The organism is Cupriavidus sp. 21MJTG02-4, assembly GCF_057798975.1.
In genome coordinates this window covers 1-20,758 of sequence record NZ_JBYOJP010000035.1, presented here as the reverse complement: position 1 = coordinate 20,758, position 20,758 = coordinate 1, and the positions used below count along the sequence as shown (strand labels likewise).

Sequence of the window (20,758 nt, the reverse complement as noted above, 5' to 3'; positions counted from 1 at the left end):
TGCGCACGTAGGTGGCCGGCGTGGCGATGGCCACCAGCGGCAGGATCACGTCGCACTTGCGGATGTTGTACTCGATCCACTCCTTGTTGATGGTGATGTCACCCTCGAAGAAGTGCATGCGCGGATGGTTGACCAGGTCGCCCAGGCGGTCGGACGACATGTCCATGCCGTAGACCTCCCACGACGTGGTTTCCAGGATGCGGCGCGTCAGGTGGTGGCCGATGAAGCCGTTGACGCCAAGAATCAAGACCTTTTTCATCGGTTTTCCTCGTTGGATGGTTCGGTAAGAATGGTGGCCAGCGCCGCGGGGGTGACCGGCGTGGATGCGGCGTCGAGCAGGGTATCAATGCGCACCTGGCCGCCGTCGCCGCACAGGCCGACGATCTGGCCCTGGCTGACGTGCAGGCCGGGACGCCAGCCGGTCGGCAGCGCCGGCGCGGACAGCGGGCGGCGCGCCTGCGCCACGACAAAGCGCTGGCCAGCAAGTTCGGTGAACGCGCCCGGGTAGGGCGGCGCCACCGCGCGGATCAGGTTGTAGACCTCGGCCGCGGGGCGGCTCCAGTCGATGCGGCCGTCTTCGGGGCGGCGGCCCGAGAAGTAGCTGCCTTCGGCCAGCACGTTGGGCAGCTGCGGCGTGTTGCCCGCCATCATGGCCGGCAATGCGCGCCAGAGCGTTTGCTCGGCGGCCACGGTGACCTTCTCGAAGACCTCGCCGGCCGTGTCGTCCGGCAGGATCGGCACGGACGTCTGGTCGACGATATAGCCCGCGTCGGGCTTGGCTTCCATCGCGTGCAGCGTGGCGCCGGTCTCGGTCTCGCCGTGCAGCACCGCCCAGTTGACCGGCACGCGGCCGCGGTACTTCGGCAGCAGCGAGCCGTGCATGTTGAACGCGCCCTGCGGGGCCAGCGCCAGCACGCTGGCCGGGATCATCGAGCGGTAGTAGAACGAGAAGATGACATCGGGCCTGGCGTCGCGCACGGCCTGGGCGATCGCCGGGTCGGTCGGGTCTTCGCCGTACTGGAACGGGATGCCCAGCTCCGCCGCCGTATCCGCCACGCGACGGAACCAGATGTTCTCGTCGGCGCGGTCGCGATGCGTGATGACCAGCGCCACCTCCACGCCGCGCGCATGCAGCACGCGCAGGCAGCGGTCGCCGACGTTGTGGTAGCCAAAGACAACGGCGCGCATCATGCCTCCGTCCGTTGGCGGGCCGGGTCGGCCTCGAGCACGGCCTTGATGCGGTAGCGCGGGCGGTCGCGTACTTCCTGGTAAATGCGGCCCACGTATTCACCGAGCAGGCCCAGGCCGAACAGCAGGATGCCGATCAGGAAGAAGTTCATGGCGAACAGGGTGAAGACACCCTGCACTTCCGATCCGAACAGGAACCGGCGGATCAGCAGCACCACGAACAGCACGCCGGACAGCAGCGACAGCACCGTGCCGATGGCCGAGAACCACTGCAGCGGGACGATCGAGAAGCCGGTGACCAGGTCGAAGTTCAGGCGGATCAGCTGGTACAGCGAGTACTTGGACTCGCCGGCGTGGCGCTGCTCGTGGCCGACCTCGATTTCCACCGGGCTCGACGCGAAGGTGTAGGCCAGCGCGGGAATGAAGGTGTTGACCTCGCGGCAGGCATTGATGGTGTCCACCACGTTGCGGTCATAGGCGCGCAGCATGCAGCCCTGGTCCGTCATGCGGATGCGGGTAATGCGCTCGCGCAGCCGGTTCATGGCGCGCGACGCATAGCGGCGGAAGGCCGTGTCGTTGCGCTGGCGGCGGATGGTGCCGACGTAATCGTGGCCTTCGCGCATGGTCTGCACGAGGCGCGGGATTTCCTCCGGCGGGTTCTGCAGGTCGGCGTCCAGCGTGATGACGATCTTGCCGCGCGTGTGTTCGAAGCCGGCCAGGATGGCCATGTGCTGGCCGAAGTTGCCGTTGAACAGCACCACCCGGGTCACGTCCGGGCGCTTGTGGAACTGCGCGGCCAGCATCGCCGCGGAGCGGTCGGCGCTGCCGTCATTGATGAAAATGATCTCGTACGAGTCGCCAAGGCCGTCGAGCACCGGGTACAGGCGGTCGAACAGGGCCTGCAGCCCGTCCTCTTCGTTGTAGACCGGAATGACGACCGAAACCTCGACCGGACTCATTTGGAGAGACGTTTGCATGTTTCGCTAAGAGTTGCGCAGACCCGTTCCACATCGGCGGCCTGCATGGCGGGGAAGAGCGGCAGCGTGACGATGCCGCGCCCGATGCGCTCGGCGTGCGGCAGCATGCCTTCGCGCCAGCCAAGGGAACGGTAGTAGGTGAAAAGATGAACTGGAGGATAGTGCACGCCGGTGCCGATACCGCGCTCGCGCAGGGCCTGCATGACGTTGTGCCGCGCTTGTGGCGCACCGCCTTCCAGACGTTCGGTGGGCAGCACCACCTGGAACATGTGCCAGTTGGTGGTGGCCTGATGCGGATCGAGCGGCACCGGCAGTTCGATGCCGAGTTCGGCCAGCCCGGCATCGGCCGCGCAACGGAAGTAGGTCGCGGCCAGTTCCGCGCGGCGCGCGGTGATGGCGTCGAGCTTGCCAAGCTGCGCCAGGCCGATCGCGGCGTTCACGTCGGTCAGGTTGAACTTGCCGCCCGGTTCCTCCACGTCCATGCCGTCCATGCCGGAGCGGATCACGCCTTGCAGGCGCAGGCGCTCGGCGCGCACGGCCTCTTCTGGCGAATTCATCACCAGGCAGCCGCCTTCGACGCTGGTGATGTTCTTGTTGGCCTGGAAGCTGAAGCTGACCAGGTCGCCAAAAGCGCCGATGCGCTGGCCTTGCCAGCGCGAATCGATCGCCTGCGCGGCGTCCTCGATCACGCGCAGCTTGTGCTTGCGTGCGATCGCGTAGAGCCGATCCATGTCGACCGGCAGGCCCGACAGGTACACCGGCATGATGGCGCGCGTGCGCGGCGTGATGGCCGCTTCCACGGCGTCCAGGTCGATGTTGCGGGTGCGCGGGTCGATGTCGACGAACACGGGCTTCGCGCCGACCGCCAGCACCACGTTGGCGGTGGCGACCCACGTGATCGGCGTGGTGATGACTTCATCGCCGGGGCCGATGTCCGCAATGCGCAGCGCGATCTCCATCGTCGCCGAACCATTGGCGAAGGTGCGCACGGGACGGCCGCCGAAGAGCTGGGACAGCGCGTCCTCGAACGCCTGCATCTTCGGGCCGGAGGTGATCCAGCCGGAGGCCAGCACCTTGCCGACTTCGGCAATGGTGTCGGCGTCGATCTCGGGCCGGACGAAGGGAAGGAAGTCGGAAGCGGCGGTAGCGGTCATCGGGAAGCTTGCCAGTAGGGATTCAGCTTGGTTGGACGCCGGATCACGAGCGCGCGATCAGGAATACGCCGGCCAGGATCAGCAGGATGCCGCACACGCGCAGCGGGCCGATCATCTCGCCGAACAGCCAGTACGCGGCCAGCGCATTCACGACATAGCCGAGCGACAGCATCGGGTAGGCGATCGACACATCCACGCGCGACAACCCGACGATCCACACGCCCACGCTGACGACATAGAGCGTCAGGCCGGCCAGCACCGGCCACTGGGTCAGCACGCGCAGTGCCGTCACCAGCAGGGTGCTGCGCTCGATGGTGATGGCGCCGACGGCATTGACGCCGGCTTTGAGCAGCAACTGCGCGGCGGCATTGAGCAGCACGCCGGTCAAGATAAAGGCAAAGGTCGATAGCGTCATGGCGCCGGTTCAGTCCTTGGAGGGTTGCGGCCGGGCCTGTGCCGGCAGCGGGAAATTGGCAACGACGATGCGGCGCTTGTCCTCGGCGATCGTGTTCATGGACACGCCGCGTGCGGTGAGGTCCCTGAACGTGTCGGCCGACATGATGGCGATGGCGTGCGGCCCTTGCTTCCAGCGCTCGACAAAGGCATCGACGGTCGGAATCCATTTCTGCGGTTCCCGGCCGACGCCGAACTCCAGTTCGTCGGGGTGCTCGACAAGGATGGTAGTCCGGCGCAGGTAAAACGGCAGCGTGTGGTCCAGCAGTCGCACGCTGTAGATCGGCATGTCGGGGGTCAGCACCGCGTTGATCGCCGGCACGAGGTCGGCGCCCGAAGCCGGGCGGCCCATGGCTTCATGCCCGCGGAAGGCCAGTGTCGCGCACAGGAACATGGCCACAGCATAGGCGACGATGCTGGCGAACACGCCACGCGAGCGCACCAGGTGCCGTGCGAGCAACGTGCCCGCCAGCATGCAGGCAAAAGCCAGCCCGATCCACAGCGCGAATTCGCGGTAGACCACGTTGGGCGTGCTGGGCTTGTCCAGGGTTGCCACATAAGGGGTGGCCAGCAAGCCAAGCACCGCCACCACCAGCATGAAATTCACCTGCCGCAGCCACGAGCGTTCCGTGGCGGTGTCGAGCGCCACGCCGGCCAGGATGCCCAGCGCCGGGAAGATCGGCACGATATAGCCTGGCAGCTTCGAGCCCGACAGGCTGAAGAAGATGAAGATGGCAATGGCCCAGATGGCAGCCAGCATCGCCGGCTGGAACGGCCGCGGGGCACTGCCGCGCGCCACGCCGGCGCGTTCGCGCACGGCCTGCCACATGCCCGGAAAGGCGCCCAGCCACGGCAGGAAGCCGGCAACCAGCAGCGGCAGGAAGTACCACAGCGGGCCCTTGCGCGAATGCACGGTCGAGGTATAGCGCTGCCAGTGCTCGTGGATAAAGAAGAAATTCAGGAATTCGGGGTTGCGCTCGGACACCAGCCAGAACCAGGGCACGGTGACCACCAGCATCAGCACGATGCCGGACAACAGATGCAGACGGCGCCACAGCCCGAAGTCGCGCGTGACGAGCGTGTAGACCACGAGCACCAGTCCCGGCAGGGCAATGCCGACCAGGCCCTTGGTCAGGATGGCCACGCCCATGGCGATCCAGCAGGCCAGCATCCAGTTGCGGCGCGCCGCCGGCGTGGCGTCCGGGTGCTGGGCCAGCAGCATGAAGGCGAGCACGCAGGCCATGGCGCCCGACAGCGTCATGTCGAGCGAATTGAAATGCGCGGCCACGTTCCACATCGGCGCGGCAACCATCACCAGGCCGGTCAGCAGGGCGGCGCGCACGCCAAACCAGCGGTGCGCGGCGAGCATGGAAACCAGCAGCCCGATGGCGCCGGACAGCGCCACGCACAGCCGCGCCTGCCAGTCGCCAATCCCGAACAGCGAATAGGACAGCGCGGTCACCCAGAGATGGAAGGGCGGCTTCTCGAAATACTTGAGCGCCTGGTAGCGGATCGTGACCCAGTCGCTGGTGGCAAACATCTCCCTGGCAATTTCGGCGTAGCGGCCTTCGTCCGAGCGCAGCAGGTGGCGCATGTCGAGCGTGCCGAACCAGACCAGCAGGATGCCGAGGCTGATCGCGGCGATTACGCCAACTGACAGCCCGGCATAGCGCGCGGTCGATGAACTACGCATAGAACTCCCTGGAATGATCGACGGATGAATGGCTTGCGTCGCGTGGCGCGACAGGCGAAGCCGACCGTTGCGGGCCACCGCGCTTCGCTGGCATCAGCGGTCCGCGCGGGCTCTGCATACAGGCGCTTCCTTACTACGGTTTGTCCGGTCGAGGATCGTCCGCCACGCAGGCCTGCTCGCAGGTGCCGGGCATGGCGGGAAGTCGTCACAACGCGTGCCGGCGCCTGCCGGTGGACAAGGGCTGGCGACTGGCCTCGTTTTCTGGCCAAATTGTGACGCAAGCGTATCTTGTTCGCGGTGCTCGTACCGTCCCTCTCGCGGGCGGCAATGGTAGCACGGGTGAGGGTCCCACCTGCCTTCCGAAGCTATTCCGGGGCGCAAGGAACAGGCGACGGCACGCAGTCCGGTTCGTTGCCGTCAGGCTGGTTGGGCAAAGGGGGGGCGCCGGGCACTGCGCAAGCGGAGCGCCACCCCGAGGAGCAGGATGCCGCACACAATGGCCCACGAGCCGATCATCCAGAGTACGGCGAGCGCTCCGGCCAAGGGGCGCCACAGCACCAGGAATGCGAACGCGATGCTGACCAGTCCGGTCAGGATCAGCGACCATTCGTTCGGGATCTCCTTGCGCAGGCGCACGGCCGCAACCATCTGCAGCACGCCCGTGGCCAAGGTCCACGCCGCAATATAGATCAGCAGGGACAACGCAGTAATAGTTGGGCTCAGCCAGGTGAGCGCGCCGACGCCGAGGCCGAGCAGGCCCTGCAGCGCCAGGATCCAGCGGTCGCTGCTCTCGCGCTGCTTGCCGGAGAGTGCCATCAGCAGTGCCATCAACCCGTCGGCTGCCACGAACGCGCCGAAGATAATGATCAGCGCGGCCAGCGTGGCGATCGGGGCGAAGAGCGCGCATATGCCGAAAATGAGTGCCAGCAGACCGCGCAGGGCAATCACCCACCATAATTTCGCGTAGTACTGAAGCATGGAGTCTCCTGCAAGGTACCGGAACGCCGGGCTGTCCCGGCCTCAGGAACCGGACGGGACAGCCGGCAAGACCATTCTAGACAGGGAATCATGTGAAGACAAAGGCGCAGCATCTTCGGCGAAAGAGCGCTGCGGTGGCACTGGCGCTACTGTTGCCCAGTTGTGCCTGGGCGCAGGAACGGCCCGAATCCCATCAAGTCGCCCAGGCACCGCACGCTTCCTTGCCACCATCGCCCGGCGCCGCGCTCTGCGACGCGCCGTGGTTCCGCTCGGGTTCGCACGTGCAGATGGAGGGGGACGGCGCGCTGCCGATGTCCATCACCATGACCTTGCGCGACGTCGGGCGCAGTGCCTCGGGGTGCCACGCCCAACTCGAGATCAACTCGAAATCTGCCATGTCCGCGCTGATGGGTCCGCCGGTCGTCATGGACCAGGTGCACCAGCTGAATATTGACCGGCGCACGCCTGCCGACCAGACCAGCATTGAAAGCCAGCACGCCGCGATCAACGCGCGAGCGCGCTACGCGCGCATGTTTGGCGAGGCGGCGTTCAAAGGCCGTGGCGTGTTCAACTATGCCGGCATGAACCTGCGCGAAGGGTCCACGCTCGAAGGTGAGACGTTCGAATCGAGCCTGTCGCTCAAGGTCTATCCGCTCGGCTCCGACGAGGTGGTCAGCACCATGCACGTGCCGCGCGCCTCCATCCATATCAGTTCGCGCCAGGTTGGCCGCCGGCAGATGATCGATACCGTCATGGGCCGCAAGGAATGCTTGCCGGTCACCTATGACAAGCGCACGTCGCTGGGGCCGCTGCTGGTGGGGGAGGAAGTCGTGCAGGTCGAACCCACGGTCATGCATATCACCGACTGGTACTGTCCGGCCGAGGCCTTCGTGTTGCGTACCGAAGTCATGCAGGACGGCAAGGTGCAGCGCATCGACGTGACGGCGATGGAGCAGGATACGCAGGCGCCGTAGCCTTTCCTGCCTGCATCACACCCCCAGACGCAAAAAGGCCCGTGCGAATTGCACGGGCTTTTTTGCGTGGCTGACCGGGTATCAGCTGGCCGGGGCCGCCGGAGCCGCCTTCTTCTTGGCCTTGGTCTTGGACTTCTTGGCCGGCTTCTTGGCGTCCGGCGCCGCAGCGTCGGTCAGGTCGCTGCGTGTGCTCTTGTTGGCGCCCTGGCTGTACGGATCAAACTTGTCACCGGACTTGGCGCCCTCGGTGTACGGGTCGAATTTCTGACCAGACTTGGCGCCCTGCGTATACGGGTCGAACTTCTTGCCACCCGTTTGCGCCTGGGCGGCCGCAGCAGCCGTGCCCAATGCGAGCACGATGGCAGTCGCAACGAACTTGTTCATGATTTCTCCTGAGTCCAGCCTGGTTATGCCACCCCGTTGGGCGGTTCTTCTCGGTTGGCCCTCTGGCGGGGACAACCGGATTCAGTTTCGCCAAGCTATCGTCACGCTGTCAACTCGGTACCTACCCGGCGGTAAGCACTCATGGAAACCATGGATTGCCGTATCCGCGCACCTGCGCCTGATACGACGGCGTCACTCCGTGGTGGTGTCGGACGGGTGCTTCCATGCCTCCCGCACCTGGTTCGACGGGGCCAGGGCCAGGTTGATGTTGCGGCTGCCGATGGGCTGCTGGAACCAGCGCTTCTGCAGCGACGCGATGCCCGGACCAGCGAAGGTGGTGGCCAAGGTCTGGTCGACGAACTGTTTCCACTCCGGATCGGCCTTCGACATCATCAGTGCGTTCTGCTCGGTCGAAAGCGCTGGGCCGACGATCACCCACTGAGCCGGGTCCTTGGCGCGTGCGCGCAGGCCGGCAAGCAGGACGTCGTCCATCACGAAGGCTTGCGCGCGACCCGATTCCAGCAGCAGGAACGATTCGCCATGGTCCTTCGCGTAGATGTCGCGATAACCGTATTGTTGCTTCATGAACCGCACATGGCGGTCGCCGGTCGAGCCGGCGCTGGTGACCACGGTCTTGCCGCGCAGGTCCTCGAACGACTTGATGCCCGAGTCGGCCCGCACCAGCATGCGCACGGTCGAGACGTAATGCGACACGCTGAACGCTACCTGCTTCTGCCGCTCCAGCGAGTTGGTATTGGGGGCGCAGTCCAGGTCCACCAGGCCATTGACCATCGCGGGAAAGCGATTCTGCGGCGTGAGCGGCATCCAGCGCACCTTCAGGTCCTTCAGCCCCAGCTTCTGGCGGGTGGCTTCGGCTACGCGCAGGCACAGGTCGACCGCATAGCCGGCCGGCTTGCCCTTGTCATCGGCGAACGAGAACGGCAGTGCGGACTCGCGATAGCCGAGCACGATGGTGCCGCTGTCGCGGATCTTGTCCAGCACCGGACTTTCGGCGCGGGCGCCAAGCGGGGCGAGTGTGGCCAGCGACAGCAGCAGGGCGGCCAGGGGACGGAACAGTTGGCGAGGAGCAAACGAGCGGGCGAACGACATAGGGTGCGGGGAAGGCGTAGTCACGCCAGTTGCAGCAAAACCGGAAGGGTATACCCGCACTCTGTCTGGGGGAACGACAACTTTTTCATAAGCAAATGCTTCGCCGTTAAGACATTGAACATGGCGATTCCGAAAAAGGCATACGCCGGTGATTTGTGTAACGATTACTCAAATTGTGATAAATAAGGCGCAAACAGATGCCAGGAAGGCGGTAAAATCGCGCCCATCGCCTTTGCAACGTTCTTATAACAATCAATGAGCCCCCGTCCTTCGCGCCTCGCGTGCATTGACGCCCTCAAGGCCGTCAGCTCGCAACTGATCGTGCTCCATCACCTGGCGTTCTACGGCCCCATGTCCGACTCGGCTTATTCGCTGGCGCCGGATGTCCTTGACTGGCTGTCGCAATACGCCCGCATTGCGGTGCAGGTCTTCCTGGTGGTGAGCGGTTTCCTGGCGGCACGCAGCCTTGCGCCGCAGGGCAGGCTGGTGATCCGGCAGCATCCGTTGACCGCGGTCTGGCGCCGCTACCAGAAGCTGGTCACGCCGTATGCGGCGGCGATCCTGGTCAGCATTGCGGGGGCTGCCATTGCGCGGACGTGGATGGTCCATGACTCGATCCCCGCGCCGCCGCACCTGATGCAGTTCCTTGCCCATGTGCTGCTGCTCCATAACGTGCTGGATGTCGATGCCCTCTCGGCGGGCGTCTGGTACGTGGCGATCGACCTGCAGCTGTTCGCGCTGCTGGTGACGGCGCTGTGGCTGGCGCGCAGCGTCTCGGGTCGGGGCGCCCAGGCGGGCGTGGTAGTGGTGTCGGCGCTGGCGGTGGCCTCGTTGTTCTGGTTCAACCGCGATGCCGGCTGGGATATCTGGGCGGTGTATTTCTTCGGTGCCTATGGCATGGGCACGCTCGCGTACTGGGCCTCCAATGCCGAACGATCGGCCATTCCGCTCCTGTTGCTGGGAGCGCTCGGGCTCGCGGCACTGATCGTCGACTTCCGGCTGCGCATCGCGGTGGCGCTGGCCACGGCTTTGCTGCTGGCGGTGGCCAGGCGCGGCGGCTGGCTTGAAAGCTGGCCGCGCGCGGCGGTGGTGGGCTTCTTTGGCCGGATCTCCTATTCGGTGTTCCTGGTGCATTTCCCGGTCTGCCTGATTGTGAACGCGGTGGTTTCCCACCTGGCGCCGGGCAACCCGGTGCTCAACGCGCTGGGCATGCTGTTCGCCTGGCTGGCGAGCAATGTTGCGGGAACCTTGTTTTACCGCTATGTAGAAAGTGCCAGTCCGTTCGCCGCGCTGCGTGCGCTCGTGCCGGGCGGCCGCCGTGGCGCGCCGAAGGAATCGACGACCTGACCCTGTGGCCGGATCGCCGCGCTTCCCGCGCGGACCGCAACGGAAATCAGCGGCACGTAGCCATCCCGGCACGTGCCGCTTTTTCGTGGTGCGTGCGCGCCGCGCGCAGCGATGCCGCTTGCCCGTCCATGGTGCGGCCGGCGACCCGTTGCCCGCGTGCGACGGCCCACGCAAGGGACGGCAATGGGCATTGGGGGATGGCATGGAGATTGCCTAGTATGGAAGCGTAAACCTGACCGTTTGGTCAGGATTCCATCATGGAATCGAGGGCTGTCATGTCCGACCATATCGTCCTGACTTCGCACGCGCGCCGCGACAAACCGGCCGAGCCGATTCACTGGGGGGCGCCGACGGCAGCGGAGCGCGGGCCGGTGATTGCGAGCCTGACGGACCCCCAGCGGCGCAATGTGATCGGCACGCATTCGGGCGCCTATGCCATCTACCGGGCGCTGGCCGTGGCGTCGGGCCGCCTGCAGCGCGACCACCGGCCGGACCTGACCGATACCGCGCCGGCCGAGGCAATCGGCCCGCACCCGCAGTGGGCGGATGCGGACAAAATTGTCTCGCTCGACCCATGGGGCCATCTCGTTTCCAGTGTCTTTGCCGATCGTATCGCCGCGGGCGTGGACATCCGCCCGACCATCGCCGTGACGCGCGCGCACATCAACATGCCGGAGCTGGCCGCGGCGATTGCGGCGGGGCGGCTCAGGCCTGATGGCGACATCCTCCACGCCAACGGCGACGTGAAGGTCACCAAGGCGGCAGTGGATCCGGTCTGGTACCTGCCCGGGCTGGCGCGCCGTTTCGATATCAAGGAAACCGCGCTGCGGCGCAGCCTGTTCGAGCAGACCAGCGGCATGTTCCCGGAGCTGGTGACGCGGCCCGACCTGAAGGTCTTCCTGCCGCCGATCGGCGGCATGACGCTCTATTTCTTCGGCGATATCGCCAAGCTCGGCAAGCCCGACACCCACGTGGCTTGCCGCGTGCATGACGAGTGCAACGGCTCGGACGTGTTCGGCTCCGACATCTGCACCTGCCGCCCCTACCTCGCGCATGGCATTGAGGTTTGCATCGACATGGCCCAGCAAGGGGGCGTAGGCTTGGTGGTCTATAACCGGAAGGAAGGACGCGCGCTGGGCGAGGTGACAAAGTTCCTGGTCTACAACGCCCGCAAGCGCCAGGTCGGCGGCGACCGCGCCGAGACCTACTTCGCGCGCACCGAGTGCGTGGCCGGCGTGCAGGACATGCGCTTCCAGGAACTGATGCCGGATGTCTTCCACTGGCTCGGTATCCGGCGCATCGACCGCTGGGCGTCGATGAGCAATATGAAGCACGGTGCGCTGGTGGCCCAGGGCATCGAAGTCGTCGAACAGGTGGCCATACCCGAAGCACTGATCCCGGCGGATGCGCGCGTGGAAATCGACGCCAAGGTGGCGGCCGGCTATTTCACGCACTACACGCCGCCTGACGCCAACGAACTCGCCCTGGCAAAGGGCAGGGGGTTGAACGAATGAGCACGTATCCCGAAGCGGACCGGCCGGGCGGATCGACCGACGGCCACGGCAGCGGCTGGTACAGTCCGGTGCCGGCGGGGCATCCGGCTGCAGCGCTGCTTTGTGCCGAGGCGGTCCGAACGCATTGCGCGGCCGTCACCGAGCACGTGGCGGCCGGCCAGTCCGAACTGTTCACCTGGCATCCCGACCGGGTCCATGCGATTGCGGACTATGTCGCCAGCACCATCCGCCAGCGCTATCCGGACCTGCGCGTGCCGTACCACAGCCGCTGGCGCCACTTCGAAAGCGGCGGCTCCGGCGAGCGGCTCGACCGCTGGCAGATCCTGTGCGAGCGCGCCGCGCTGAGCGGCCCCGAGCACCGCGAGGACCGCGCCCGGATCGGCATCGACCTGGTCATTCCCAGCGTGCTGCTGGATGCCGGTGCCGGCCCCGACTGGCGCTACCGCGATCCGGCCAGCGACCTGATCCTGACCCGCTCGGAAGGTCTCGGCGTGGCCAGCTTCGACCTGTTCGCGCGCGGCGGCTTTTCGGCCGAGCCAGGCGATCCGCTGCGCGCCGATGCCGAGCGGCTGATGCGCATCGACGCATCGACCATCGCCACGGCCTTCCAGGTTGCGCAGCACAATCCGCTGGTCGGCCTGGAGGGGCGCGCCGGGCTGCTGCGCCGCCTGGGTGAAGTCATGCAGGCCACGCCAGCCGTGTTCGGCTCGCCGGCGCGCCTGGGCAACCTGTTCGACTATCTGAAGGCCAATGCGGTCGATGACCGTATCGAGGCGAGCTTCATCCTGAAGACGCTGCTGGTGGCGCTCGGTCCGGTCTGGCCGGGGCGGGTGGTGCTGGAGGGGGTCTCGCTCGGCGATACTTGGCGGCACCCGGCCGCCCCCGGCGGGCTGGTGCCGTTCCACAAGCTGACCCAGTGGCTGACGTATTCGCTGCTGGAGCCGCTCGAGGACGCCGGACTGATTGTCACGGGGCTGGAATCCCTGACCGGGCTGCCCGAGTACCGCAACGGTGGCCTGCTGTTCGACTTCGAGCTGATGGTGCCGCACGACCCGGGATTCGCGGCCGTGGCGCACGAGGTGCAGGAGCCCGTCATCGTCGAATGGCGCGCGCTCACGGTAACGGGGCTGGATCTCGTGGCCGATGGCGTGCGCCAGGCGCTCGGATTGACCGAGGCGGCGTTTCCGCTGGCGCGCGTGCTGGAAGGCGGCACCTGGGCCGCGGGGCGGCGCATTGCCGCCAAGCGCAGGCCCGGCGGGCCGCCGCCCTTCGCGATCCACAGCGACGGCACCGTGTTCTGAGCGCCGTGGTTGCGCCGTAACGCTTGCCCGCCGGCCGATGCCGCCCGGCGGTGCAATCCCTGATTCCCCCGCGATTCCCCGCCAGCCCGATTGCATAGGAGCGTCATCATGAACGACGTGTCTGCCGTCCCCGTGGCACCGGCCGAAGCCGCCAACGCCCCCGCCGTCACCGCCCCCGTACTGGTAGTGGACCACCCGCTGGTCCAGCACAAGGTCACGCTGGCGCGCAGCGAGGAGACCACGACGGACAACTTCCGCCGGCTGGTGCGCGAGATCAGCCAGCTCCTGACCTACGAGGCGACGCGCGACCTGCCGATGGAGACCATCGCCATCAAGACACCGATCGGCCCCACGCGGTCGCCGGTGCTAGCGGGCAAGAAGCTTTGCCTGGTGTCGATCCTGCGGGCGGGCAACGGTTTCCTGGACGGCATGCTCGAACTGCTGCCCGCCGCGCGCGTGGGCCATATCGGCCTGTACCGTGACCCGGAAACGCTGGAGCCCGTCGAGTACTACTTCAAGATGCCCGAGGATATCCAGGAGCGGATCGTGATCGTGGTGGATCCGATGCTGGCCACGGGCAATTCGGCCATCGCGGCGCTGAACCGGCTCAAGGAGAGCGGCGTGACCATGCTCAAGTACGTCTGCCTGATTGCGTCGCGCCCGGGGCTGAACGCGCTGCAGGCCGCGCATCCGGACGTTGCCATCGTCACCGCGGCCATCGACGAGGAGCTGAACGAGCACGGCTATATCGTGCCCGGCCTTGGCGACGCCGGGGACCGCCTCTACGGCACGCGGTGATGGACGGGCCCGCGACGGCCACGGCGCGGCGCCTGCCGCTCGCGCGCGAAGCAAGCGGCGGGCGCATCCGGCAGGAGAACGAGGCCATGATCCTGCGCGCAGCCGAGCACGTGTTCGCGCGTGCCGGATTCGCGGGGGCCACCATGGCGGAGATCGCCGTGCGCGCCGGCGTGCCCAAATCCAACCTGCACTACTACTTCCGCACCAAGCAGGCGCTGTATCGCGCGGTACTGGCGCACACGCTGCAATTGTGGCTGTCCGAGACCGAGGCCATTCGCGCCGAGCTGCCGCCGCAGGTGGCGCTGGAAGCGTACATCCGCGCGAAGATGCGGCTGTCCGCCAGCCATCCCGATGCGTCGCGCGTGTTCGCCAATGAACTGCTGCACGGCGCGCCGGAGATCGGCGAAGTGTTGCGCCATGCGCTGCGCGAACTCGTGGCGCACAAGGCCGCGGTCATCCGCCAGTGGATCGCCAATGGGCAGATGGCCAGCGTGGATCCGCAGCACCTGTTCTTCACCATCTGGGCGGCGACCCAGACCTACGCCGATTTCGAATCGCAGATTTGCGCGGTGCTGGGTGTGAGCCAGCTGGGCCGGCGCGATTTCGAGCTGGCCACCGAGCATCTGGTGACGCTGCTCTTGCGCGGTTGCGGGCTGGGGCCCGTGGCCGCGCCGCTTGTCCGGGACGTGCCGACACTGTAGCTGTAGGACTCAACGAGGGAGAGAGAACCATCCTATGCTGGAACTGATCCTGCGCCACTGCACGCTGCCTGACGGGCGCCGTGACATCGATATCGGCGTCGACAACGGCCGCATCGTCGCGGTGGAACCGGTGCTCGCCGCGCAGGCCGCCACCGAGATCGATGCCGCAGGGCAACTCGTGACGCCGCCGTTCGTCGATGCGCATTTCCATATGGATTCCACGCTGTCCTACGGGTTGCCGCGCGTGAACCAGTCCGGCACCCTGCTCGAAGGCATTGCGCTGTGGGGCGAGCTGAAGCCGCTGCTGACGCAGGAGGCGCTGGTCGAGCGCGCGCTGGCGTACTGCGACTGGGCCGTGGCCAAAGGGCTGCTGGCGATCCGTTCGCATGTCGACGTGTGCGACCCGCGCCTGCTTGCCGTGGAGGCGCTGTTGCACGTGCGCGAACGCGTGCGTCCCTACCTCGATCTCCAGCTCGTGGCGTTTCCGCAGGACGGCGTGCTGCGCGCGCCGGGTGCGCTCGACAACCTGCGCCGCGCGCTCGACATGGGCGTGGAGGTGGTCGGCGGCATTCCGCATTTCGAGCGGACCATGGCGGACGGCGCGGCGTCGGTGCGCGTGCTGTGCGAGCTGGCCGCCGAACGGGGCCTGCGCGTCGATATGCATTGCGACGAGAGCGACGACCCGATGTCGCGCCATATCGAAACCCTCGCCAGCGAGACCGTGCGGCTGGGCCTGCATGGACGCGTCGCCGGCTCGCACCTGACGTCGATGCATTCGATGGACAACTACTATGTTTCCAAGCTTCTGCCGCTGATGCGCGACGCGGGCGTCGCCGCGATCGCCAACCCGCTGATCAACATCACCTTGCAAGGTCGCCACGATACCTACCCGAAGCGGCGTGGCATGACGCGCGTGCCCGAGTTGCTGGCGGCGGGCGTGCCGGTCGCGTTCGGGCATGACTGCGTGATGGACCCCTGGTACAGCCTGGGCAGCGCCGACATGCTGGAGGTGGCCCACATGGGCCTGCATGTGGGGCAGATGACCGGGCAGGACGCCATGTGCAGCTGCTTTGCTGCCGTGACGACCACGCCCGCGCAGATACTTGGCCTCGATGGCTACGGTCTTGCGCCCGGTTGTCGCGCGGACCTGGTCCTGCTGCAGGCGCGCGATCCTGTCGAGGCCATCCGCTTGCGCGCGACGCGTCTGCTGGTCGTGCGCGGCGGCAAGACCGTGGCCAGCACGCCGCCGGCCACGGCTACGCTGCATTTGCCAGATCGACCACCGCAGGTGGACTTCGTCGCCAGGCGCGGCGAGGCGGCGCGCGGTCGCTGACATGCAGAGATTTTTTACCGAAGAGTGTTGACAAAGCCTCTGCTGGTCAGCATAATTGCGTTCTTCGCATCGCAGCAGAAATGCAGCGAAACGAAGCCCAGATGGCGGAATTGGTAGACGCACTAGGTTCAGGTCCTAGCGGTGGCAACACTGTGGAGGTTCGAGTCCTCTTCTGGGCACCAAATTCAGAAAAGGCCCGCAGCAATGCGGGCCTTTTTCCGTTTACGGCCGGTCATTTTGGGCCATGCGAATGCCGTCTCCGGTCCGGCGGGATCGGCTGGCTGCACGGCAACATGCTCCAGCGCGCGCCGGTTCAGCAGTCCGTTCAGGCTGTCGGTGCGGGCCAGGTGTTCGAGCTGCTCGGCGAGCGACGCGCGCTCGCGCAGCTTGCGGCGCAGGATGTCCGGCGCATCGAACAGCGGCCGCATCTCGCGGCCGGCCATCGGCATTGGAAAGGCCGGGCTCAAGCACCGGGAGGATCAGCGCAGGCGCTCGCGCACGCGTTCCACCATCAATGGCGGCAGATGGTGCTGGTGCAGGCCGTCTGGCGCTGACGGCGGCATCAGCAGCCGCGTGAGCGCGGCGTCGCCGCGAGCGCGGAATTCGCGCAGCCGGTCGCGGGTGGCACTTTTCTCCGCGGGGGCTTCGCCGAGCACACTGTTGGCGGGGCCGCGTTCGGCGGACAGCACATTGGCCGCGTCCAGCAGAACACGGTAGGCATAGGAAAGTTTTCGACATTATTGACGAAAACCACCAGGGCTTCGGGCAAAGCCGACGCCATTGCTCCACTAAACGGGACGACCGGGCCGCTGTCCGGAACGCAAGCTCACTGGCCGCGCGAGAGCGGACATTCGCCGCTTTCCCGATGGTGGGCATATCGCCTATGCTCAAACAAATCGGGCAAGCTTGGATAACGTCCGAAGGTGGTTGCCATGACTGAGGTCTTGTCATCATCAAGAGAGAGGGAGGCAGGGGCATGCCCTGCGTGGCACGACTGTGCCGCGACACCGCATGGGGTGCGTCAACACCCCCTGCAATGCTGCTGCGTGCTGGCGATGCTGGTGTGTTCCGTGGCCAGGGCCGACGAGGGTGCCCCGGGCACCGATTCGATCCTCGGCTGGCAGCATGTGCAAGCGAGCGACTTTGGCGGGATGGCACCGGGCCGTGGTTCTGCCTCGTCTGCCGCTGAACACAACGCGTACTCCCCGCGCATCGAGGTCACGACAGGTGCTGGGCCGGATGACGACGCGCCCGGCCTCGCGGCCATCGACGTCGATACTGAGCGCCTGCGCTACGGCCCGCGGCGGATCCTGGTTCATGTCGACGACATCACCACCGCCAGCGGCTTCGTGGACAGCCGCGTGCGCACCATGGCAGTGGCGCTGGACGCCGTCGTGCCGCATGCGGGCGGCCTGACCATCCAGCCGCGTGTGCAACTGGCCTATCAGCCGGGCACGCCGGCCACGGGCACACAGGCACCGGACATGCTGGGCGATTCCAGTGCCACGGGCTTCGGCGTGCGCCTCTACGGCGCCCAGCCGACCCGGCTCGCGGGCGTGTACCCGTTCGTCGAAGCCGACTGGTGGCAGGACAGCCGCAAGCAGACCATCAACATCAACGGCACGAAGATCGATACGGACCTGCTGCGCGGCCTGTTCTCGTTCAATATTGGCGCGCACGGCAATACCGCATCGGGCGTGAAGCTCTGGTTCAAGGTGAAGGCGGGGCGGAATGCCGGCGGCACCGTGGGGGCGCGCTATCGCTGGTAGCCATCATTGCCGCACAGTCCTGAGAGTTTTTTTCGCGGAAGGGGCTTGCACAAAACCCAAACTGCGTTACAATCTATGTCTCGCGTGCGGCTGTAGCTCAGTTGGATAGAGTACTTGGCTACGAACCAAGGGGTCGTGGGTTCGAATCCTGCCAGCCGCGCCACCTATGCAGTACGAAAAGGGCTTCCGGAAACGGAAGCCCTTTTTCATTTCCGGCGCACGCATTCGTTTCATCGCGTCATGCAACGCTTGTTGGGCCTGGGGTGTCAACTTGTTCCGTTGCGATTTCAGGCGTGCGCCTTCGAGCCATGCAACTGCAGGCCCAGCGCCTTGATGACCTTCAGGATCGTCCCGAAGCTTGGGTTGCCTTCCGTCGACAATGCCTTGTACAGCCCCTCGCGCGACATCCCGGCATCTCGCGCAACCTGAGCCATGCCACGCGCGCGCGCAATCACGCCCAGCGCATGGGCAATGAAAGCGGGGTCGTCTCCGCCTTCCAGCAGGCACGCTTCGAAATATTCGGCGATATCGTCTTCCGTATTCAGGTGCTCGGCCGAATCCCACGGCCGGGTTTTGATTTTTTCCATGACTCACTCCGTATCAAGGTGACCGAGCATCCTGTGCGCGGCCCTGATATCTGCGCTCTGCGAGGACTTGTCGCCGCCGCACAGCAAAATCACCACGACGGCGCCTCGCTGGACGTAGTAGACGCGGTAGCCCGGTCCATGGTCGATGCGCAACTCCGTGACCGGTGCGCCAGCGGAATTCGTGTCGCCGGGGTTCCCCATCGCCAGACGGTCGATACGCGCCTGAATGCGACGCTTGGCCATACGGTCCTTAAGGCTATCGAACCAGTTGTCGAAGACTTCTGTTGTGCGGACCGTGATCATGGATGGAGTGTAATCCATGGTTCACGGCATGCCAACTGTGGTTCACAGATAATTGGCATCACGGCTGGACCGCTACGCCGTAGCTTGCACGCCGGCCGCCGGGATGACCGGCGCTGTTGCTCGAGTTCGCAGCGACCTCGGCCATTTTGGCGAGCAATTCCAACGCTTGCGCCGTTCTGCATGGTGCGTCATTTGGCACTACAGTGAATGAACTTCGGCGATCCAGCCCGGGTTCCCATTCAGCCAGTGACGAAGACCTTGCACCGATGCCCGTACCGACTCCATTGCCCTTCACGCCCACCCGCCTGACGTTGCGGGACGGCCGCCATGTCCTGCTTCGTGAAATCTGCGAACTGGACCGCTCGGGATTGCTTGCCGCGTTTTCGCGGTTGTCGGCCGACGCCCGCTACACCCGCTTCATGGCGCCGATGCGGGAACTCCCCGAGGCCATGATCGAGCACGCCACGCACCCGGAACCGGACCATGAATGCGCGCTCGTCGCCTGGAGCGAGGCGCAGGCCGGGGCGGGCGGCGGCCGGCTGGTGGGCGGCGCGCGCTTCGTGGCCGCGCCGGGCAGCGATATCTGCGAGTTCGCCATCACGCTCGATGACGACTGGCATGGCGCGGGCCTGGCGCGCATCCTGATGTCGTCGCTGATCGAGACGGCGCGTGCGCGCGGCTATGCGCGCATGGAGGGGTTTGTGCTGGCCATGAACACGCCCATGCGGCGCCTGGCGCGTCGGCTTGGTTTTACCGACGTCGGGTGTCCCGATGACGCGACCGTGCGCATCGTCACATTGCAGCTGGACCAGCAGGCCGATGCCGCAGACGCTGGATGAAGTGGATGGTGACGGGGCCGTAGTGAACGGAGGGAGGTCGCGATGTCTGTATTGTTGCTCGGCAATATCGAGCCCGGCACGACCGAAGACGAGATCCGCGCATTCCTGGTCAAGTACGGATTGCCGGCCTTCGATGCCCTGGAGCACGTGCCCGGCGATGGCAGCAATCCCGCGGTCATGCTGACATTCAGCGCACTGGACCCGGCCACCCTGCGCAAGCTGCTGACGCGGATTCACGGCATGTTCTGGAAGCGCCGGCGCCTGAGCGCGATGGCGATGACGGAGCGCTACATCTGAGCGATGCGCGGCGGCCGCCGCGCATCATCGTCACCGTCCTCGATGCCGCCTTGTCAGAGCTGCCCGGCGTGGTGCCTGATGTGGTCGGCGATAAAGGTGCTGATGAAGTAGTAGCCGTGGTCATAGCCGGCATGCCGGCGCAGCGTCAGCGGCTGGCCTGCCGCCGCGCAGGCGGCTTCGAACGCCTCGGGATGGAGCTGGCTTGCCAGGAACTGGTCCGCCAGGCCCTGGTCCACGAGGATGCCGGCCGGGAAGGGCGCTCCCTTCTGGGCCGCCATCAGCGCGCTGGCATCATGTTCCGCCCAGCGGCCGCGGTCCGTGCCGAGATAGCCGGTGAACGCCTTCTCTCCCCACGGGCACTGCGTCGGCGCGGCGATGGGCGCGAACGCCGACACCGAACGGAAGCGCCGCGGATGCCGCTGCGCCAGCACCAGCGCGCCGTGTCCGCCCATGGAGTGACCGAAGATGCCGACGCGCTCCGGATCGACCGGCAATTCGCGGCTCACCAGTTCGAACAGCTCCTGTGCGACGTAGCTTTCCATGTGCCAGTTCGTGTCCCACGGCGCCTCGGTCGCATCGACATAGAAGCCCGCGCCCACACCGAAGTCCCATGCATCCGCCTCGCCCGGGATTCCCGCGCCGCGCGGACTGGTGTCCGGCGCAACCAGGACCAGGCCGTGCTCGGCGGCAAAGCGCTGCGCACCGGCCTTGATCATGAAGGTTTCCTCGGTGCAGGTCAGCCCGGCCAGGTAGAACAGCGCCGGCAACCTGGCGCCGGGCTGCGCCTGCGGCGGCAGGTACACCGAGAATTTCATCGGTAGTCCAATGGTCGCCGAGTCATGGCGGTAGAAGCGCTGCACGCCGCCATGGCAGCCGTGTTCCGACAACAGTTCCAGGGTCACGGCCGGCTCCTCAGTACAGCACCACCGAACGGATCGACTCGCCGCGCTTCATCAGGTCGAAGCCTTCGTTGATGCGGTCCAGCGGCAGCGTGTGCGTGATCAGGTCGTCGATATTGAGCTTGCCATCCATATACCAGTCGACGATCTTCGGCACGT

At 66.1% G+C, this 20,758-nt stretch carries 24 protein-coding genes, 2 tRNA genes and 1 pseudogene; 12 read left to right on the top strand and 15 right to left on the bottom strand.

Going from position 1 to position 20,758, the window contains the following annotated elements; genetic code table 11:
• From AC3FKH_RS33830 to AC3FKH_RS33800, 7 genes are all read right to left on the bottom strand, one after another.
• A partial coding sequence (locus AC3FKH_RS33830; RefSeq protein WP_488680001.1) for an NAD-dependent epimerase/dehydratase family protein occupies positions 1-259 on the bottom strand: 259 nt, incomplete at its 3' end.
• Entirely contained in the window at positions 256-1,188 is a 933-nt protein-coding gene (locus AC3FKH_RS33825; RefSeq protein WP_488680008.1) for a formyltransferase, read from the bottom strand. The genes AC3FKH_RS33830 and AC3FKH_RS33825, both read right to left, overlap by 4 nt.
• Positions 1,188-2,165 (bottom strand): glycosyltransferase, encoded by a 978-nt coding sequence (locus AC3FKH_RS33820; protein WP_488679999.1) that lies wholly within the window; start codon positions 2,163-2,165, stop codon positions 1,188-1,190. Before AC3FKH_RS33820 ends, AC3FKH_RS33825 begins: the two co-directional genes overlap by 1 nt.
• A complete protein-coding gene (locus AC3FKH_RS33815) occupies positions 2,144-3,319 on the bottom strand; it encodes a DegT/DnrJ/EryC1/StrS family aminotransferase (RefSeq protein WP_488679998.1) in 1,176 nt (391 codons plus the stop codon). The genes AC3FKH_RS33820 and AC3FKH_RS33815 overlap by 22 nt, the downstream gene beginning before the upstream one ends.
• A gap of 43 nt (positions 3,320-3,362) precedes the next feature.
• Positions 3,363-3,734, bottom strand: coding sequence for a DMT family transporter (locus AC3FKH_RS33810; protein WP_483711791.1), 372 nt, complete (start codon positions 3,732-3,734; stop codon positions 3,363-3,365).
• A gap of 9 nt (positions 3,735-3,743) precedes the next feature.
• Positions 3,744-5,465: a glycosyltransferase family 39 protein gene (locus tag AC3FKH_RS33805; RefSeq protein ID WP_488679996.1), complete on the bottom strand. Its 1,722-nt coding sequence runs from the start codon at positions 5,463-5,465 to the stop codon at positions 3,744-3,746.
• Between the two features lie 417 nt (positions 5,466-5,882).
• The gene (locus AC3FKH_RS33800) at positions 5,883-6,443 is read right to left on the bottom strand and encodes an HdeD family acid-resistance protein (RefSeq protein ID WP_488679995.1); all 561 of its coding nucleotides are present in this window, start codon (positions 6,441-6,443) and stop codon (positions 5,883-5,885) included.
• Positions 6,444-6,583: 140 nt separating this feature from the next.
• On the opposite strand from AC3FKH_RS33800, the gene AC3FKH_RS33795 reads away from it, so the two are divergent.
• A complete protein-coding gene (locus AC3FKH_RS33795) occupies positions 6,584-7,417 on the top strand; it encodes a hypothetical protein (RefSeq protein ID WP_488680006.1) in 834 nt (277 codons plus the stop codon).
• A gap of 81 nt (positions 7,418-7,498) precedes the next feature.
• Here AC3FKH_RS33795 and AC3FKH_RS33790 read toward each other — a convergent pair whose 3' ends face one another.
• Both AC3FKH_RS33790 and AC3FKH_RS33785 read right to left on the bottom strand, forming a co-directional pair.
• Positions 7,499-7,801, bottom strand: coding sequence for an amino acid ABC transporter permease (locus AC3FKH_RS33790; protein WP_488679994.1), 303 nt, complete (start codon positions 7,799-7,801; stop codon positions 7,499-7,501).
• Positions 7,802-7,993: 192 nt separating this feature from the next.
• Positions 7,994-8,911 (bottom strand): amino acid ABC transporter substrate-binding protein, encoded by a 918-nt coding sequence (locus AC3FKH_RS33785; protein ID WP_488680005.1) that lies wholly within the window; start codon positions 8,909-8,911, stop codon positions 7,994-7,996.
• A gap of 255 nt (positions 8,912-9,166) precedes the next feature.
• Between AC3FKH_RS33785 and AC3FKH_RS33780 the strand changes: the two genes are divergently transcribed.
• From AC3FKH_RS33780 to AC3FKH_RS33750, 7 genes are all read left to right on the top strand, one after another.
• Complete coding sequence (locus AC3FKH_RS33780) at positions 9,167-10,258, top strand: acyltransferase family protein (RefSeq protein WP_488679993.1); 1,092 nt, start codon at positions 9,167-9,169, stop codon at positions 10,256-10,258.
• Positions 10,259-10,533: 275 nt separating this feature from the next.
• Positions 10,534-11,772: a GTP cyclohydrolase II gene (locus AC3FKH_RS33775; RefSeq protein ID WP_488680004.1), complete on the top strand. Its 1,239-nt coding sequence runs from the start codon at positions 10,534-10,536 to the stop codon at positions 11,770-11,772.
• Positions 11,769-13,073 carry a URC4/urg3 family protein gene (locus AC3FKH_RS33770; protein ID WP_488679992.1) on the top strand — a complete coding sequence of 435 codons (1,305 nt, stop codon included), beginning with the start codon at positions 11,769-11,771 and terminating at the stop codon, positions 13,071-13,073. Before AC3FKH_RS33775 ends, AC3FKH_RS33770 begins: the two co-directional genes overlap by 4 nt.
• 108 nt (positions 13,074-13,181) lie before the next feature.
• The gene (gene upp, locus AC3FKH_RS33765; protein ID WP_483711784.1) at positions 13,182-13,871 is read left to right on the top strand and encodes a uracil phosphoribosyltransferase; all 690 of its coding nucleotides are present in this window, start codon (positions 13,182-13,184) and stop codon (positions 13,869-13,871) included.
• Positions 13,871-14,572, top strand: a complete 702-nt coding sequence (locus AC3FKH_RS33760; RefSeq protein WP_483732426.1) for a TetR family transcriptional regulator C-terminal domain-containing protein — start codon at positions 13,871-13,873, stop codon at positions 14,570-14,572. The genes upp and AC3FKH_RS33760 overlap by 1 nt, the downstream gene beginning before the upstream one ends.
• Positions 14,573-14,606: 34 nt before the next feature.
• Complete coding sequence (locus AC3FKH_RS33755) at positions 14,607-15,905, top strand: amidohydrolase family protein (protein WP_488679989.1); 1,299 nt, start codon at positions 14,607-14,609, stop codon at positions 15,903-15,905.
• 95 nt (positions 15,906-16,000) lie between these two features.
• Positions 16,001-16,087: transfer RNA gene (locus AC3FKH_RS33750), tRNA-Leu, on the top strand.
• 3 nt (positions 16,088-16,090) lie between these two features.
• Here the strand turns inward: AC3FKH_RS33750 and AC3FKH_RS33745 are convergent.
• On the bottom strand, positions 16,091-16,354 hold the full coding sequence (locus AC3FKH_RS33745; protein ID WP_488679988.1) for a hypothetical protein: 264 nt from the start codon (positions 16,352-16,354) through the stop codon (positions 16,091-16,093).
• Between the two features lie 30 nt (positions 16,355-16,384).
• Positions 16,385-16,594, bottom strand: a complete 210-nt coding sequence (locus AC3FKH_RS33740; protein WP_488679986.1) for a hypothetical protein — start codon at positions 16,592-16,594, stop codon at positions 16,385-16,387.
• Positions 16,595-16,837: 243 nt separating this feature from the next.
• Between AC3FKH_RS33740 and AC3FKH_RS33735 the strand changes: the two genes are divergently transcribed.
• Both AC3FKH_RS33735 and AC3FKH_RS33730 read left to right on the top strand, forming a co-directional pair.
• Entirely contained in the window at positions 16,838-17,674 is an 837-nt protein-coding gene (locus tag AC3FKH_RS33735; RefSeq protein ID WP_488679984.1) for a hydrolase, read from the top strand.
• 86 nt (positions 17,675-17,760) lie between these two features.
• A tRNA-Arg gene (locus AC3FKH_RS33730) sits at positions 17,761-17,837 on the top strand.
• A gap of 124 nt (positions 17,838-17,961) precedes the next feature.
• Here AC3FKH_RS33730 and AC3FKH_RS33725 read toward each other — a convergent pair.
• Entirely contained in the window at positions 17,962-18,261 is a 300-nt protein-coding gene (locus tag AC3FKH_RS33725; RefSeq protein ID WP_488679983.1) for an addiction module antidote protein, read from the bottom strand.
• Between the two features lie 3 nt (positions 18,262-18,264).
• A complete protein-coding gene (locus AC3FKH_RS33720) occupies positions 18,265-18,582 on the bottom strand; it encodes a type II toxin-antitoxin system RelE/ParE family toxin (RefSeq protein WP_488679982.1) in 318 nt (105 codons plus the stop codon).
• A 248-nt stretch (positions 18,583-18,830) separates the two neighbouring features.
• Here AC3FKH_RS33720 and AC3FKH_RS33715 point away from each other — a divergent pair, with 248 nt between their 5' ends.
• Entirely contained in the window at positions 18,831-19,403 is a 573-nt protein-coding gene (locus AC3FKH_RS33715; RefSeq protein WP_488679981.1) for a GNAT family N-acetyltransferase, read from the top strand.
• Between the two features lie 42 nt (positions 19,404-19,445).
• Positions 19,446-19,700 carry an RNA-binding protein gene (locus AC3FKH_RS33710; protein WP_488679980.1) on the top strand — a complete coding sequence of 85 codons (255 nt, stop codon included), beginning with the start codon at positions 19,446-19,448 and terminating at the stop codon, positions 19,698-19,700.
• Between the two features lie 53 nt (positions 19,701-19,753).
• Here the strand turns inward: AC3FKH_RS33710 and fghA are convergent, their stop codons facing one another.
• A complete protein-coding gene (gene fghA / locus AC3FKH_RS33705) occupies positions 19,754-20,596 on the bottom strand; it encodes an S-formylglutathione hydrolase (RefSeq protein ID WP_488680002.1) in 843 nt (280 codons plus the stop codon).
• A gap of 16 nt (positions 20,597-20,612) precedes the next feature.
• Positions 20,613-20,758 (bottom strand): annotated as a pseudogene (locus tag AC3FKH_RS33700) (S-(hydroxymethyl)glutathione dehydrogenase); the annotation flags it as partial.

Bases quoted from the DNA above. Each gene is read 5' to 3' on its own strand.
- AC3FKH_RS33760 (WP_483732426.1), top strand. From the start codon at position 13,871: ATGGACGGGCCCGCGACGGCCACGGCGCGGCGCCTGCCGCTCGCGCGC.
- upp (WP_483711784.1), top strand. From the start codon at position 13,182: ATGAACGACGTGTCTGCCGTCCCCGTGGCACCGGCCGAAGCCGCCAAC.
- AC3FKH_RS33725 (WP_488679983.1), bottom strand. From the start codon at position 18,261: ATGGAAAAAATCAAAACCCGGCCGTGGGATTCGGCCGAGCACCTGAAT.
- AC3FKH_RS33770 (WP_488679992.1), top strand. From the start codon at position 11,769: ATGAGCACGTATCCCGAAGCGGACCGGCCGGGCGGATCGACCGACGGC.
- AC3FKH_RS33810 (WP_483711791.1), bottom strand. From the start codon at position 3,734: ATGACGCTATCGACCTTTGCCTTTATCTTGACCGGCGTGCTGCTCAAT.
- AC3FKH_RS33755 (WP_488679989.1), top strand. From the start codon at position 14,607: ATGCTGGAACTGATCCTGCGCCACTGCACGCTGCCTGACGGGCGCCGT.
- AC3FKH_RS33745 (WP_488679988.1), bottom strand. From the start codon at position 16,354: ATGCCGATGGCCGGCCGCGAGATGCGGCCGCTGTTCGATGCGCCGGAC.
- AC3FKH_RS33805 (WP_488679996.1), bottom strand. From the start codon at position 5,465: ATGCGTAGTTCATCGACCGCGCGCTATGCCGGGCTGTCAGTTGGCGTA.
- AC3FKH_RS33780 (WP_488679993.1), top strand. From the start codon at position 9,167: ATGAGCCCCCGTCCTTCGCGCCTCGCGTGCATTGACGCCCTCAAGGCC.
- AC3FKH_RS33815 (WP_488679998.1), bottom strand. From the start codon at position 3,319: ATGACCGCTACCGCCGCTTCCGACTTCCTTCCCTTCGTCCGGCCCGAG.
- AC3FKH_RS33800 (WP_488679995.1), bottom strand. From the start codon at position 6,443: ATGCTTCAGTACTACGCGAAATTATGGTGGGTGATTGCCCTGCGCGGT.
- AC3FKH_RS33775 (WP_488680004.1), top strand. From the start codon at position 10,534: ATGTCCGACCATATCGTCCTGACTTCGCACGCGCGCCGCGACAAACCG.
- AC3FKH_RS33785 (WP_488680005.1), bottom strand. From the start codon at position 8,911: ATGTCGTTCGCCCGCTCGTTTGCTCCTCGCCAACTGTTCCGTCCCCTG.
- AC3FKH_RS33790 (WP_488679994.1), bottom strand. From the start codon at position 7,801: ATGAACAAGTTCGTTGCGACTGCCATCGTGCTCGCATTGGGCACGGCT.
- AC3FKH_RS33825 (WP_488680008.1), bottom strand. From the start codon at position 1,188: ATGCGCGCCGTTGTCTTTGGCTACCACAACGTCGGCGACCGCTGCCTG.
- AC3FKH_RS33715 (WP_488679981.1), top strand. From the start codon at position 18,831: ATGCCCGTACCGACTCCATTGCCCTTCACGCCCACCCGCCTGACGTTG.
- AC3FKH_RS33720 (WP_488679982.1), bottom strand. From the start codon at position 18,582: ATGGATTACACTCCATCCATGATCACGGTCCGCACAACAGAAGTCTTC.
- AC3FKH_RS33820 (WP_488679999.1), bottom strand. From the start codon at position 2,165: ATGCAAACGTCTCTCCAAATGAGTCCGGTCGAGGTTTCGGTCGTCATT.
- AC3FKH_RS33735 (WP_488679984.1), top strand. From the start codon at position 16,838: ATGACTGAGGTCTTGTCATCATCAAGAGAGAGGGAGGCAGGGGCATGC.
- AC3FKH_RS33710 (WP_488679980.1), top strand. From the start codon at position 19,446: ATGTCTGTATTGTTGCTCGGCAATATCGAGCCCGGCACGACCGAAGAC.